The 14,153-nt window shown below is 75.1% G+C and carries 11 protein-coding genes; 3 read left to right on the forward strand and 8 right to left on the reverse strand.

The features are described from left to right. Positions 1–63: 63 nt before the first annotated feature. From K7640_RS23185 to K7640_RS23200, 4 genes are all read right to left on the reverse strand, one after another. A complete protein-coding gene (locus tag K7640_RS23185) occupies positions 64–2,580 on the reverse strand; it encodes an ABC transporter permease (protein WP_374198113.1) in 2,517 nt (838 codons plus the stop codon). A 147-nt stretch (positions 2,581–2,727) separates the two neighbouring features. Next, positions 2,728–3,393, reverse strand: coding sequence for a response regulator transcription factor (locus tag K7640_RS23190; protein WP_222956997.1), 666 nt, complete (start codon positions 3,391–3,393; stop codon positions 2,728–2,730). Continuing rightward, complete coding sequence (locus K7640_RS23195; RefSeq protein ID WP_222956998.1) at positions 3,390–4,589, reverse strand: histidine kinase; 1,200 nt, start codon at positions 4,587–4,589, stop codon at positions 3,390–3,392. Before K7640_RS23195 ends, K7640_RS23190 begins: the two co-directional genes overlap by 4 nt. A gap of 63 nt (positions 4,590–4,652) precedes the next feature. After that, positions 4,653–5,333, reverse strand: a complete 681-nt coding sequence (locus K7640_RS23200) for a DUF305 domain-containing protein (RefSeq protein ID WP_222956999.1) — start codon at positions 5,331–5,333, stop codon at positions 4,653–4,655. A 140-nt stretch (positions 5,334–5,473) separates the two neighbouring features. Here K7640_RS23200 and K7640_RS23205 point away from each other — a divergent pair, with 140 nt between their 5' ends. Continuing rightward, complete coding sequence (locus K7640_RS23205; protein WP_222957000.1) at positions 5,474–6,916, forward strand: LVIVD repeat-containing protein; 1,443 nt, start codon at positions 5,474–5,476, stop codon at positions 6,914–6,916. A 177-nt stretch (positions 6,917–7,093) separates the two neighbouring features. Beyond that, positions 7,094–8,314 carry an SLC13 family permease gene (locus K7640_RS23210; RefSeq protein WP_222957001.1) on the forward strand — a complete coding sequence of 407 codons (1,221 nt, stop codon included), beginning with the start codon at positions 7,094–7,096 and terminating at the stop codon, positions 8,312–8,314. On the opposite strand, the gene K7640_RS23215 is transcribed toward K7640_RS23210, so the two are convergent. The 4 genes from K7640_RS23215 to K7640_RS23230 all read right to left on the reverse strand — a co-directional run bounded on the left by K7640_RS23215 (position 8,304) and on the right by K7640_RS23230 (position 12,656). Beyond that, positions 8,304–9,137, reverse strand: coding sequence for a MerR family transcriptional regulator (locus K7640_RS23215; RefSeq protein WP_222957002.1), 834 nt, complete (start codon positions 9,135–9,137; stop codon positions 8,304–8,306). The genes K7640_RS23210 and K7640_RS23215 overlap by 11 nt on opposite strands. A 59-nt stretch (positions 9,138–9,196) precedes the next feature. Further along, positions 9,197–10,798, reverse strand: coding sequence for an asparagine synthetase B (locus K7640_RS23220; protein WP_222957003.1), 1,602 nt, complete (start codon positions 10,796–10,798; stop codon positions 9,197–9,199). Positions 10,799–10,802: 4 nt separating this feature from the next. Continuing rightward, positions 10,803–11,762 carry a DUF5715 family protein gene (locus tag K7640_RS23225; protein WP_222957004.1) on the reverse strand — a complete coding sequence of 320 codons (960 nt, stop codon included), beginning with the start codon at positions 11,760–11,762 and terminating at the stop codon, positions 10,803–10,805. Positions 11,763–11,852: 90 nt separating this feature from the next. Further along, positions 11,853–12,656, reverse strand: a complete 804-nt coding sequence (locus K7640_RS23230) for an isocitrate lyase/phosphoenolpyruvate mutase family protein (RefSeq protein ID WP_222957005.1) — start codon at positions 12,654–12,656, stop codon at positions 11,853–11,855. A gap of 301 nt (positions 12,657–12,957) precedes the next feature. On the opposite strand from K7640_RS23230, the gene K7640_RS23235 reads away from it, so the two are divergent. Further along, positions 12,958–14,153, forward strand: a 1,196-nt coding sequence (locus K7640_RS23235; RefSeq protein WP_222957006.1) for a family 43 glycosylhydrolase, incomplete at its 3' end; no start/stop codon positions are given.

A 14,153-nucleotide genomic window follows, 5' to 3' on the forward strand; every position in this document is an offset into this window, starting at 1 on the left:
GCGGCTGCTGATTCCTCGGTCGGGCGTTGATCCGTCCGGACCGGCGGGCCCGGCCGGGCGCAGTCAGTCGGCGCCGAGCGACGCCACCACCGGGCGGGCCAGCGCCCGCCGGGCCGGCAGCACGGAGGCCGCCAGGGCGGCCAGCACCGCCACCGCGAACATCAGGCCCAGCCGACCCCAGGGCAGCACCAGGGTCGAGTCGCCACCCACCCGGGCCAGCACCCCCATCGCCCCGGCGGCGACCGCCACCCCCAGCGCGACGCCGAGCACCGTGCCGACCGTCGCGGTCAGGGCCGCCTCGATGGCGAGCAGGACCCGCAGCCGTGCCCGGGTGAGACCGACGGCCCGCAGCACGGCGTGCTCCCGGGCCCGTTCGAGGACCGAGAGGCCGAGCGTGTTCGCCACCCCGACCAGCGCGATGACCACCGCCAGCCCGAGCAGCGCGGTGACGAACGCCAGCAGCATGTCCACCGTGCCGGTGAGCATCTTCTTGTAGGCGGCCTGGTCCAGCAGGTTGGCCGTCGGGTAGGACGTCAGCACCTCCTCGATCGCCGTCCGGGCCGCCGGCGCCGGCACCCCGGTCGCCGGCTGCACCTCGGCGAGGAAGCCCCGCTCGGCGGGGAACCGGGCGGTGAAGTCGGCGTCCACCATGTCGACGACGTGGCCGGGGCGTACCTCCCGCGGCGCGGGCGCGTCGGGGTCGTCGGTGACCACCGCGGCGACCCGGTACGTCCGGCCGCCGACCGGCACCGACGAGCCGACGACCCAGCCCCGGGCCTCGGCCAGTTCCCGGTGCACGAGCACCGCCCCGGGACGCAGGTCGGTCAGGCGCCCGGCGACGACCTTCCCCACCGACCTGTCCACCAGCGCCGGGTGCGCGGCCCGGACCTCGACGTCGACGACGCGGTGGCGGCGCGGCTCGTGCACCACGCCCAGCTCGGGCCGGCCGGCCAGCTCCGCGACGAGCGACGCCGGCAGGTCACCGCCGATCCCGGTCACCAGGTAGTCCACCCCGATCCGGGTGTCCACCGCCCGTTCGATCCCCGCCTTGACGCTCGCCCCGCCCACCAGGAACGCCGAGACCAGACCGACGCCGATCACCAACGCGCCGGCGGTGGCGGCGACCCGCCGCGGGTTGCGCGCGGCGTCGGCGGCGGCGAGCTCGGCCGTGGCCCCGAACAGCAGCCGCAGCGGCTGGTTGATCAGCCGCATCAGCGCGGGCACCAGCACCGGGCCGGACAGGACGATGCCGAAGAAGGTGAGCACCCCGCCGAGGGCGACGAGGACGACCTGGCCGAGCCGCGCGGCCCCGACCAGCGCCACGGCCCCGGCCAGGAAGGCCACCGCGCCGGCCAGCAGCCGTACCCGGCCGGCCCGGCGGGTGACCCGCACGGCGGCGTCGGTGAGCGCGGCGACGGGCGGGACGCGGCTGCCCTGCCAGGCGGGCAGCGCCGCGGCGCCGACCGTGAGCAGCGTGCCGAGCGCCAGGCAGCCCAGCAGCGTCGAACCGGGCAGGGCCAGCCCGTCGGCCGCGCCCGGCCCGGCGAGCACCCGTCGCAGCCCCACGGCCAGCGCGGCGCCGGCGACCACGCCGGCCGCCGAGGCCACCAGGCCGAGCACCGCGGACTCCAGCAGGGTGGCCCGGAACACCTGACCGCGGCTCGCCCCGACCAGTCGCAGCAGGGCGGTCCGGCGGGTGCGCTGGGCCAGCACGATGGCGAACGTGTTGGCGATGACGAAGCCGGCCACCACCACGGCGACGGCGGCGAAGGTGAGCAGCACCAGGGAGAACTGCCGGACGTCCCGGACGGCGTCGTCGACCGCGGCGTCGAGGATCTGCTCCCGGTCCAGGACGTGCGTCCCGGCGCCGGCCACGGCCGACACCCGGTCGACAAGCCCGGGCCCGGCGGCGCCGGCCGCCGCGGCGACCATGATCCGCCCGTAGCCGCGCTCCCCCGTGACGGCCAGCGCGTCGGCGCCGACCAGGCCGATGAACGGACCGCCGACGTCGCGGGAGGTGCCGGCCACGTCCACCGTGCCGACCAGGGTGTACGGCCGGGCCGCCCCCGCCGCCCCGCCGACCCGGACCGGCGCGCCGAGGCGGAAGCCCTCCGCGGCGACGGTGGGCGCGTCGAGGACCACCTCCCCCGGCCGGTCGGGCAGCCGGCCGGCCACCACGTCGTACGACCGCAGGGCCTCGTCGGTGGGCACGGCGGCGAGCACGGCGTAGCCGAGCACCGGCCGCCCGTCCGAGCCGACCACCCCGCCGGTGCCGGTCAGCTCCCCGGCCGCCGCGGCCACGCCGCCGACCGCCCGGACCCGGTCCACCAGCGCCGGCGGAAGGGGCGCGGTGTCGGCGTACACGGCGAGGTCGGTGTGCCGGTCGAAGGCGCCCGCGCGGTCGTAGGCGCCGGCCCGCATCCCGTCGGTGAACATCAATGTGCCGGCGACGAAGGCGACGCCGAGCACGACCGCCAGCGCGCAGAGCACCGACCGGGACGCCTCCGCGCGCAGGGTGCGCAGGGTGACCTGCCACAGACCTCGGGCGGCGACGTGGTGGGCGGGGGATGGAACGGACATGTGCACGCCTCGTGAGGTCGGGGACCGGACCTCTCCGACGCTAGGGACGGCCCGCCCCGGCCCGCGTCAGCCCGCGCGCCCGGCTGCGCTCCGCCCCGGGTCGTCCCCGACCGGGCGAACCCGTACGCCTCAGGTCGTACGGCCGGCTCAGCCGCCGGGGACGATCAGCCCACTCTCGTACGCCAGGACCACGGCCTGCACCCGGTCCCGGAGCTGGAGCTTGGCCAGGATCCGCCCCACGTGGGTCTTCACGGTGGCCTCCGCGACGTGCGCCCGGGCCGCGATCTCCGCGTTGGACAGTCCCCGCGCCACCAGCAGCAGCACCTCCCGCTCGCGCTCGGTCAGCAGGGCCAGCCGCGGGTCCTCGGCGGGGCCCGGGCCGAGCTGGCCGGCGAACCGGTCGAGCAGCCGGCGGGTGATCGCCGGGGCGACCACCGAGTCACCGGCGGCGACCACCCGGATGGCGGCGAGCATCTCCTCCGGCGGGACGCTCTTGAGCAGGAAACCGCTCGCCCCGGCGCGCAGCGCGGCGAAGGCGTCGGCCTCGGTGTCGAAGGTGGTCAGCACCAGCACCCGCGGCGGGCCGGCGGGCCGGTCCGCGCAGATCCGGCGGGTCGCCTCGACGCCGTCCATGGTCGGCATCCGGACGTCCATCACCACCACGTCGGGTCGGGTGCGGGCGATCACCCGCAGCGCGTCGGCGCCGTCGATCGCCTCACCGACCACCGCCAGGTCGGGCTGCGAGTCCAGCACCATCCGGAAGCCGGCCCGCACCAGCGCCTGGTCGTCCACGATCACGATCCGGACGGTCATCGTGCGGTCCCCTTCGGCTCTGCTGGCGCGGGCAGTGGCAGGCGGGCGACGACCTGCCACCCGCCGGTGGCCCGGGCGCCGGCCGTGAGGCTGCCGCCGTACACCCCGAGCCGCTCGCGCATGCCGACCAGGCCGTGCCCGCCGGGCGGCGCGGGCCGGGCCGCCGGCCGGCCGCGCCCGTCGTCGACCACCCGGACCACGACGGCCTCCTCGGCGTACGTCAGCGTGACCGCGACCGTGGCACCGGCCCCGGCGTGCTTGAGGGTGTTGGTCAGCGCCTCCTGCACCAGCCGGTAGACGGTCAGCTCGACACCCGGCGGGAGGGCGCCACCGGCGGGCACGGTCAGCTCCGCCCGCAGTCCGGCCGCCCGGAACCGGTCCAGCAGGGCCGGCAGCTCCGCCACCGTGGGGCGGCGGTGCTCCGGCTCCGCGACCAGCTCGTCCCCGGCCGGCACGGCGCGCGGCTCGCGCAGCACGTCCACCAGCCGGCGCATCTCCTCCAGCGCCTGGCGGCCGGTGTCGGCCACCACCCGCACGGCCTCGCGGGCCCGCTCGGGGTCCCGGTCGAAGGTGTACCGGGCCCCGTCGGCCTGCGCGATCATGACGGCCATGCTGTGCGCCACGACGTCGTGCAGTTCCCGGGCGATCCGGGCGCGCTCGCCGGCCACCGCGGCCCGGGCCTCGGCCTCCCGCTCGCGTTCCAGGGTGGCCGCCCGCTCCTCCAGGCTGGACACGTAGAGCCGGCGGGTGCGCAGGTTGAGCGCGGCCAGCCAGACGCCCGCGGTGACCGACCCGAACCAGATCACGCTGACCCACCACGCGGCGGGGCTGACCGTCTGGCTGGCGGCCAGCAGCACGCCGATCGCGGCCACCGCACCGGCCAGCACGCCGTCGCGCAGCCGGTCGGCGTACTTCACCACGCTGTAGAGGGCGATCAGCACGGCCACGTCGAAGCCGAGCGGGCCCCAGCCGGCGAGCACCTGCCCGAGGGCGAGCGCCGCGACCAGCACGGCCACCGCCGACGGACGGATCCGGCGGAACAGCAGCGCCACCGCCATCGCGCAGCCGACCAGCGTCGCCGGCCAGCCGCCCCGCTGGTTGACCAGGCCGCCCAGCGCGAGGACCGCCACCAGGCCGGCGACCGCGACGTCGAAGGCGACGGCGCGCAGCGGGCGACCCAGGACGGTACGGTTCACAGCCCGCCAGCCTACGACCGGCGGGACGGTCGATGTGCGGCGCACCGGCCCGGCGCGGCCGGTTCAGGAGGCGACCAGTTCGCGCATCCGGTCGATCTCGATGCCCTGCTCGGTGGCGACGTCGTTGGCGAACTGGGCCAGCGTCAGGTCGGCGCCGACCTTGAGCAGGTCGACGGCCATGGTCACCGCGCCCTGGTGGTGCGCGGTCATCATCCGCACGAAGAGCCGGTCGAACTCGGCTCCGCGGGCCGCCGCCAGCCGGCGCATCGCGTCGGGGCTCTGCATCCCGCGCATCGACCCGTGGTCGTGCCCGGGCGCGTCGGTGGACAGCCGGCGGGCCTGGAGCCAGCCGCGCATCACGTCGACCTCCGGTCCCTGGCTGGCCCGGATCCGGTCGGCCACGGCCAGGATCCGGGGGTCGGTGCTGCGCTGCGGCGCGAGCTCGGCCATCTCCAGCGCCTGCCGGTGGTGCGGGATCATCATCCGGACGAACCACACGTCGAGCTCGTTGTAGGCCGGCTCGCCGGTGGGCGCGACCTCCCGGCCGGGGCGGGTCACCGCCGGCTCGCCGGGACGGCCGGGGACGATCACCGCGGGGCCGGTGGTGGCCGGCCCGGCGGCGGTCGCGGCGGCCCGCTGCGGGGGTGCGTCGTCGGCGCGCGGCCACAGTGCCGCCGCGCCGACCGCCGACAGCACGCCCAGGACTGTGACGCCCGCCAATATCCGGTTGCGTCGGCCAGTCATGCGACACCCCCCTCGGGTCGAGGTCATCCGCGATCCTATCCATCGACAAAGGCACTAGAATGTGACCCGGATCACATTGGTGTCCATCGCTGGGCGGTAAGGTGTCGGTCATCGCCAACCCCCTTTCGAAGGGCTCGCCGATGATCAGATCCATCGTCTCTCGTCCTCGACAGCGCCGGCTGACGCGGTTCGCCGCCGCCGCTCTCCTGCTCACCGGAGTCGCCGCCGCGGCGCCCGGCAGCGCGGCGGCGGCCCCCGAGACCGCCACGGGATCCGTGACGGCGTCGAGCACCGACCCCGGGCTCGGCGTCGACGAGATCTCCAGCAGCCCCAACCTCAAGCAGATCGCCAACCTGCCCCACCAGGAGCCGTTCACCGGCCCGCTGTCCTTCGGCACCGACCTCGCCTTCCAGGACCGGTACGCCTTCGTCGGCAACTACGACGGGTTCGTCATCTACGACATCGCCCGCCCCAGCGCGCCGAAGATCGTCTCCCAGGTGCTCTGCCCCGGCTCGCAGAACGACATCTCCATCTACGGCAACCTGCTCTTCCTCTCCACCGACTCGCCGCGCAGCGACGACTCCTGCGCCAGCACCGGGGTGGACCGGTCCGCGACCAAGTGGGAGGGCATCAAGATCTTCGACGTCTCGGACAAGCGCAGCCCGCGCTACATCAAGTCGGTCCAGACCGCCTGCGGGTCGCACACCCACACGCTGGTCCCGTCCCGGGACCAGCGGACGGCGTACCTCTACGTCTCCTCGTACGGCCCGTCGGACAGCTACGTCGGGTGCCCGCCGCCGCACGACTCCATCTCCATCGTCAAGGTGCCGGTGAAGGCGCCCACCACGGCGAAGGTGGTGGCCACGCCGAACCTCTTCCCGGACGGCGGCTACACCAACACCAGCGGCTGCCACGACATCACCGCGTACCCGGCGAAGGACCTGGCGGCCGGCGCGTGCATGGGTGACGGCATCCTGATGGACATCCGGGACCGGGAGAACCCCCGGGTGATCAACCGGGTGCGGGACACCGAGAACTTCGCCTTCTGGCACTCCGCCACGTTCAACAACTCCGGCACGAAGGTGGTCTTCACCGACGAGCTGGGCGGCGGCGGCGCGGCCACCTGCAACGAGCAGATCGGCCCGAAGCGCGGCGCGAACGCCGTCTACGACGTCGTCGGCCGCGGCGACAACCGCCAGCTGGTCTTCCGCAGCTACTTCAAGATCCCCCGGGTGAACGGCCCGACCGAGAACTGCGTGGCGCACAACGGCTCGCTGATCCCGGTGCCGGGCAAGGACATCATGGTCCAGGCGTGGTACCAGGGCGGCATCTCGGTCTGGGACTTCACCAACTCGGCCAAGCCCAAGGAGATCGCATTCTGGGAGCGGGGCCCGCTCTCGGCGACGGAGAACGTCACCGGCGGGGCCTGGTCGACGTACTACTACAACGGGCACATCTACTCCAGTGACATCCGCAAGGGCCTGGACGTGCTGAAGCTGACCGACTCGCGCACCCGGGTAGCCGACCTGTTCCGGTTCCGCGAACTGAACGTGCAGACCCAGGGCCACTACCCCGGCAACTGAGCCGACGGCACCTCGGGCCCGGCCACCGGTTCGGTGGCCGGGCCCACCCGTGTGCCCACCCGTGTGCCCACCCGTGTGCCCACCCGTGTGCCCACCCGTGTGCCCACCCGTGTGCCCGGCCACCTCGGCCCGCCCGTCGCGCCGGCCGGCCGCCGGCCCGTGCGAGGATCGGGCCTCGTGGACCCCGACCCCGGCCCGACAGCCACCGCCGAGCGTGTCCGGCGCCGGCCCCATCCGCTGGACCTGGTGGCGCTCGCGCTGGCCGTGGTCGGCGCGGGTTGCGCGCTGAGCGGGCTGCTGCCGCGCGCCGAGGCGGTGGCCACGGTGCAGCGCATCCTGCCGCTGCTGCTCTTCCTCGGCACGGTGGTGGTGCTGGCCGAGCTGACCGCGGCGGCCGGCACCTTCGACGTGGTCGCCACCCGCCTCGCCATCGCGGCCCGGGGCCGCTACGCCCTGCTCTTCCTGCTCTGCGTCGGGTTCGCCTCGGTGACCACGATCGTGCTGAACCTGGACACCACGGCGGTGCTGCTCACCCCGGTGATGCTGGCGCTGGCCCGACGGCTGGGGCTGCCCGCGCTGCCGCTGGCCATGACCACGGTCTGGCTGGCCAACACGGCCAGCCTGCTGCTGCCGGTGTCGAACCTGACCAACCTGCTCGCCGCCGACCGGATCGACCTCGCCCCGCTGGCGTACGCGGCCCGGATGGCGGCGCCGCAGCTCGCCGCGATCGGGGCGACCACCGTCCTGCTCTGGTTCTGCTGGTGGCGCCCCGCCCGACCCGGCGCGGGCGAATTCCGGCCACCGCCCACCCCCGTGCCGGCCGACCGGGCGCTGCACCGCACGGCGGTGGTCGGCTGCCTGTTCTTCGTCGCCGGCATCCTCGCCGGCGTGCCGATCGGGTTCGCCTCCACGGTCGCCGCCGCGCTGGTGCTGGCCGGCTTCGCCGTCCGCTCCCGGGGCACGCTGCGCTGGTCGCTGGTCCCGTGGCGGCTGCTGGTCTTCGTCACCGGCCTGTTCCTGGTGGTGCAGACCCTCGGCCGGTACGGCCTCGACGACCTCGTCGGGCAGCTGCTCGGCCCGGCCGGCGGTGCGCTCGGGGCGCTGCGCGCCGGCGGCACCGGGGCGCTGCTGGCCAACGGGGTCAACAACCTGCCGGCGTACGTGGCCGGCGAGGCGGTGCTGCCGGTGGGCGACGAGCCCCGGCTGCTGGCCCTGCTGATCGGCACCAACGTGGGCCCGCTGGCCACCCCGTGGGCCTCGCTGGCCACCCTGATCTGGTACGAGCGCTGCCGGGCGGCCGGGGTGGCGGTGCCGACGGCCCGCTTCCTGGCCACCGGGGCGGTGCTCGCCGTCGTCGCCACCCTGACCGCCGTCGCCGCCCTGCTGCTCACCCGCTGAACCGGGCCACCGCCAGTTGCAGCTCGGTCACCCCCTTCTCCGGCTCCTCCTGCGAGTAGTCGACGTACAGCTCCCGGGCGTACCCGTCGGCCCGGTAGCCGTGCTGCTCGATCCAGTTCGCCAACGCCTGCATGGTCTCGTCGACCTCCGCCATCGGCCCGTGGTGCACGATCGTCGCGGCGGTGGGCACCGCCGGCAGGTCGACGATCGCCACGTCGGTGGCGGCGGACGGCGCGACCGCCACCTCGACGCCGGCGTGCACCAGCACCGCCTCGCCGGTGTCGTCGGCGGCCTCGTACCAGGCCAGGGCCGGCCCGGTCGGGCGGATCCCGGCGGCGTCGAGGCGGCGGAACAGCTCCGGGTAGAGCGGCTGGATCACCGGTCCGACGTCCGCCGCCTGGTAGCTGGCGGCGACCGCGGTCAGCTCGGCCACCCGGACCGGCGGGATCTCCTTGAGTACGACGTCCTGGCTGGTCATCCGACCCTCCCTCGCGATCATCCGGAGCCTCGCCTCGATCCCGGCCAGCCGGGCCGCGTCCGCGGCCAGTTGCGCCGCCAGCTGGGCCCGGCGCAGCCGCAGCATGCCGCGCAGCTCGGCGACGTCGACCGCCTCGTCGACGATCACCCGCACCTGCTCCAGGGTGAGGCCCAACTCCTTGAGGGCGATCACCCGGTTGAGCCGGCGCAGCTGGTCGGCGCGGTACCGGCGGTAGCCGGTGCCCGGGTCGACGGCGGCCGGCCGGAGCAGGCCGATGCCGTCGTAGTGCCGCAGCATCCGCACCGACACCCGGCCGAGCCTGGCGAACTCTCCGATGGTGAACATGGTCCCCTCACGCTCGCGCCTGACACCGTGTCAGAGTCAAGCGTGGCGGGGACGGCGAATCAACGGGCCGGCGTCCGCCGGGTCGGGCGCGGTCCGACCAGCCGGCGGACCAGCGGCGCGGCGTTCCACCGCGCCGCGCCGACCAGGTCCCGGGCGTGTTCCAGCACGGTGTGGTCCGGCCGGGCCAGCCCCTCGGCGATCGCCCGGTCCAGGTCGTTGCCGCAGCGGGTCAGCACCGCGTCGAAGTCCCGGCGGACCGGCTCCAGCAGCTCGTAGCCGAAGGAGCGGTGCAGCCGGGCGAAGAGCGGCTTGTACAGCCGGACCCGCTCGTGCAGACCGGACGAGTACGACATCGGGTTCTTCGGCCGCCGCCGGACGTAGTCGGGCAGCACGTCGGCGAAGGCCCGCCGGACGATCCACTTCTCCTGGCCCTCGCGCAGCTTCAGCTCCAGCGGCAGCCGCATGGCCAGCTCCACCACGCTCAGGTCGAGGAACGGCACCCGGGCCTCGACCCCGTGGTCCATGCTGGCCCGGTCCACCCGCTGCAACTCGGTACGGCACAGGTTGCGGATCCGGTGCAGGAAGAGCCGCCGGGAGCCGGCCGGGCCGACCTGCTGGTACATCGGGTAGCCGCCGAACAGCTCGTCCGAGCCGTCCCCGGTGAGCACCACCTTCACCCCCAGCTCGCGCAGCCGCCGGAAGATCGGGACCGACACCACCGCGTTGATGATGTCGCCGTACTCGGTCAGCTCGCAGATCCGGATGGCCTCGCGGACGTCGGCCAGCCGGATGTCGCGGGGGCGCAGCTCGATCACCTCGTGCGGCACGCCGAGGTCGGCGGCGAGCCGCCGGGCGTACGCCACGTCGGGGCTGTCCGGCACCCCGACGGTCACCGCCACGCAGTCCGGGTGCAGCTCCCGCACGTGCAGCAGCGCCAGGGAGGAGTCCAGGCCGCCGGAGAGGACCACCCCGACGGTGAGGTCGGTGTCCACCCGCATCCGGATCGCCTCGGTCAGCGCGACCCGGACCAGCAGGGCCGCCTCGTCCGGGTCGTCGATCACCGGCAGCCCGTCGCCGAGGGTGAGCAGGTCGACGTGCGGCCCGAGCCGGACCGGGCCGTCCGGCTCGGCCCAGCCGTGGTGCCCCGGCGGCACCTCACCGATCGGCGCGCCCTGGGCCACCAGCGCCTTCACCTCGGAGGCGACGTGCAGGCAGCCCGGGGTGTGCGACCAGTACAGCGGCTTGACCCCGACCGGGTCCCGGGCCAGGTAGACCCGGCGGGTGGCCCGCTCGACCACGGCGAAGGCGTACTCCCCGCGCAGCCGGCGGACGGCCCGCTCACCCCAGGTGACGAAGGCGGCGAGCACCACCTCGGTGTCGCTCTCGCTGCGGAAGGCGTACCCGAGCCGCGTCAGCTCCGCGCGCAGCTCGTGGTGGTTGTAGACCTCGCCGTTGTAGCAGAGCAGGTAGCGCTCGTCCGCCGAGACCCACGGCTGCACCGCCCGCTCCCGGTCCACCACCCGCAGCCGGCGGGTGCCGGCGAGCAGGCCGCGTTCCTGCCGGGTCTCGGTGACCTCGCCGCGCGGGGCGAGCACGGCGAGCATCCGCCGGAACAGGGCCGGGTCCGCCTCCGGGCCGAGGCTCAGCGCGATGCCGCACACCGGCTCACACCCCCAGCTCGGCCTCGTACGCCCGGCGCAGCCGGGCCCGGGCCGAGGGGGCGAGGCAGACGTGCCACGCCTGACCCTCGTCCACCACGTTGACCTCGCCGGCCTCCTGCCGGGCCAGCAGCAGCCCGGCGAGGGTGTCGGCCGCGCCGAACCGGCGGAACCACCGCATCTCCAGGTCGACCGCCCAGCCCAGGCAGTGCCCGCTGGGGACCATCGCGGCGTACCCCAGCCGGCGCAGCCGGTACTGGTGCTCGGCGCTGCGGACCAGGCTGGTCACCCAGAGCGGCGGGGTGCCCCGGGGGGCGGTCGCGGCGAACTCGCGGCCGATGTCGTTGAGCAGCGCCACCACCTCCCGCCGGGACCGGCGGAAGCGCACCCCGGCGGTCTGCGGCCGGGCGTACGGCAGCACCCGGCGGTGCACCGCGCGCAGGCCCCGGCCGACGACGGTGGCCGGCTGTTCCTGGTAGCGGAACCGGATCAGGTCCCGCCGACGCAGCCACTCCAGGTCGACCAGGTCCTGGCTGGACTCGACCTCCGCGTCGGTGAGGAAGGGCGCGGTGTCGCGCCACCACAGCACGTCCACCCGGGACAGCAGGTAGATCCGGACCAGCGCGGTGAGGTCGGTCGCCGAGCTGCGCGCGTTCGGCTGGTAGCGGGCCATCTCCAGCAGCAGCGTCTCGCGGGCGCCCACGTACCCCTGGGGGGTGGCGTCGAGGACCGCCACGATCGCCGGGTCGCGCAGCCGGTCGTCGAGCAGCGCCTGCCGGGCCCGGGTCGACGGCGCGTCGGCCAGGGCGCCGAGCTCGACCACCAGGTCCAGCACGGCGGTGCGGTACGCGGCCACGTCCGGACCGCCGGGCCCGCGGCGCGGGGTGGCGGGGGCGGTGCGGCGGGCCGGGACCGGGGACGGCACCTGGCCGGGTTGGGAGCCAGGGCTCCGGCTGGGCACTCGCATGGTCGGGCCTCCCGCGATGACAGGGTGTGCTCACTGGCCGAACCCACCGTATGCACCGCAAGTGCCCGAACCGCGAACGATCCTCCCGTCTCACCCCAATGAGGGGCGTTCGGTGCTCAACTCCTGCACCCGGGCATACGACGGGACGTCCGGCAGCGGGTCGGCGGCACCGCCCCGGATGGCGTCAGCCAGGCCCACCGCGGCGGCGAGCGCGGCCCGGAACAGCAGGGATCCGGTGCTGATCCGGGCCACCCCGAGCCGGCCGAGCTCCACCAGCCCCGGCCCGCCCGGTTGGTGCAGCAGGTTCAGCGGCGCGGCCAGCTCCGCCACCAGCACCCGCACCACCTCCGGCGCGGTGACACCGGGCGTGAAGATGCCGTCCGCCCCGGCGGCGAGGTACGCCCGGCCGCGCGCCAGGGCCTCGTCCAGCGGGTCGGCCACGCCGAGCCACCAGGCGTCGGTGCGGGCGTTGACGAACAGCCCCGGCACGGCCGCCTTGACCGCCGCCACCTTGGCCGCGGTGAGTTCGCGGTCGGCGAGCCGGCCGTCGGCCCGGCCGTCCTCGAGGTTGATCCCGACCACCCCGACGCCGGCGAGTTCCGCGACGTACGCCGCCACCTCGGCCGGGTCGTCGCTGAACCCGGCCTCGACGTCGACGGTCAGCAGCACCGGCAGCGGGGCGAGCAGCCGGGCCAGTGCGAGGTGCTGCCGCCGGGTGGCCGCCGCGCCGTCCGGCAACCCGTGCGCCGCGGCCACGCCGAGACTGGTGGTGCCGATCGCCGGATGCCCCGCGGCGGCCAGCGCGGCGGCCGAGGCGTGGTCCCAGGCGTTCGGCAGCAGCAGCGGCCGGCCGGGACGGTGCAGGGCGCGGAAGGCGGCGAAACGGTCGCTCATCGGGGCCTCACCTCGATACTTGTCGGGACCCGCAGGGTCGGATGGGGTGCGGGAGTTACCCGGGGGTCCACCCTCTCAGAAGCGGCCACCGCGCATCCCCCTCTCCTCGCCCCGCCTGGCAGCAACTTCCCCGAAAGTGCTGCCTCGCCCTACCGCTCAGGCAGCAACTTCCCCGAAAGTGCTGCCTCGACCGCCGGCTGGGGGTGGGGGTGGAGTGGTATGAGATCTTTACAACGTTGTATCCAACGTTGTAGACAGGACACCGCAGTGACCCTTGTCGACCCACACCTAGGCAGGTCTGATGGGACACCTCCGCCGCGGCGGCGCCCTCGCCGTCGTGCTCGGTCTGCTGCTGGCCGCGACGCCGGCCGCCGCCGAGCCCACCACCCGCTACCGCAATCCGATCTCCGCCGACTTCGCCGACACCTTCGCCGACCCCGTCGTCGTCCGGGGCCAGGACGGCCTCTGGTACGCCTACGGCACCACCGACCCGCTGCGCGAGGGGGAGAAGACCTTCCACCGGGTGCCGACGGCCCGCTCCGCCGACCTGGTCGACTGGACGTACGTCGGGGACGCCTTCGGCCCCGACCAGCGCCCCCCGTACGCCGCGCCGGACGCGGGCTTCTGGGCCCCCGACGTCCGGTACCTCGACGGCCGCTGGGTCATGTACGTGACGGTCACCAACACCACCGTCTCCCCCGCCGGGGACGACTTCGCCATCGGCGCCGCCACCGCGCCGAGCCCCACCGGCCCGTGGACCTTCGCCCCCGAGCCGGTGGTGGCGCCCCGGCCCGGCGGGGGCGGCGGCTGGCTGTGGACGATCGACCCGAGCCAGTTCACCGACGTCGACGGCCGCAAGTACCTCTACTACGGCAGCTACTACGGCGGCATCTCGGTCACCGAACTCTCCGCCGACGGGCTGCGCGCGGTCGGCGAGCCCACAGTGGTCGCCGTCGACAACAAGTTCGAGGGCAGCTACGTGCTGCGCCACGACGGCTGGTACTACCTGTTCGCCTCCACCGCCAACTGCTGCGCCGGGCCGGCCACCGGCTACTCCGTGCACGTCGGCCGGGCGAAGAGCCCGCGCGGACCGTTCGTGGACCGGGACGGGCTGCCACTGGTCGGCTCCCGCGCCGGCGGCACCCCGGTGCTCACCCAGAACGGCAACCGCTGGATCGGCACCGGTCACAACGGCTTCCTCACCGACCTGTCCGGGCAGGACTGGATCGTCTACCACGCCATCGACCGGGCCGACCCGTACCTGGACGAGCCGTTCGGCATCAACGAACGCCCGATGCTGATCGACCGCCTGGACTGGGTCGACGGCTGGCCCACCGTCAACGCCGGCGCCGGTCCGTCCGACGGCGCGCGGCCCGCCCCGGTCACCACCGCCCGGCTGGACGAACGGTTCAGCTCCGGCAGGCTGACCGGCTGGCGGGCGCCCACCGGCGACTGGCGGGTGACCGGCGGGGGAAGTGGCGGCGCCCGCCCCCTCCC

The sequence above is a fragment of the Micromonospora sp. PLK6-60 genome, from assembly GCF_019890675.1.
In the GTDB taxonomy this organism is placed as follows: domain Bacteria; phylum Actinomycetota; class Actinomycetes; order Mycobacteriales; family Micromonosporaceae; genus Micromonospora.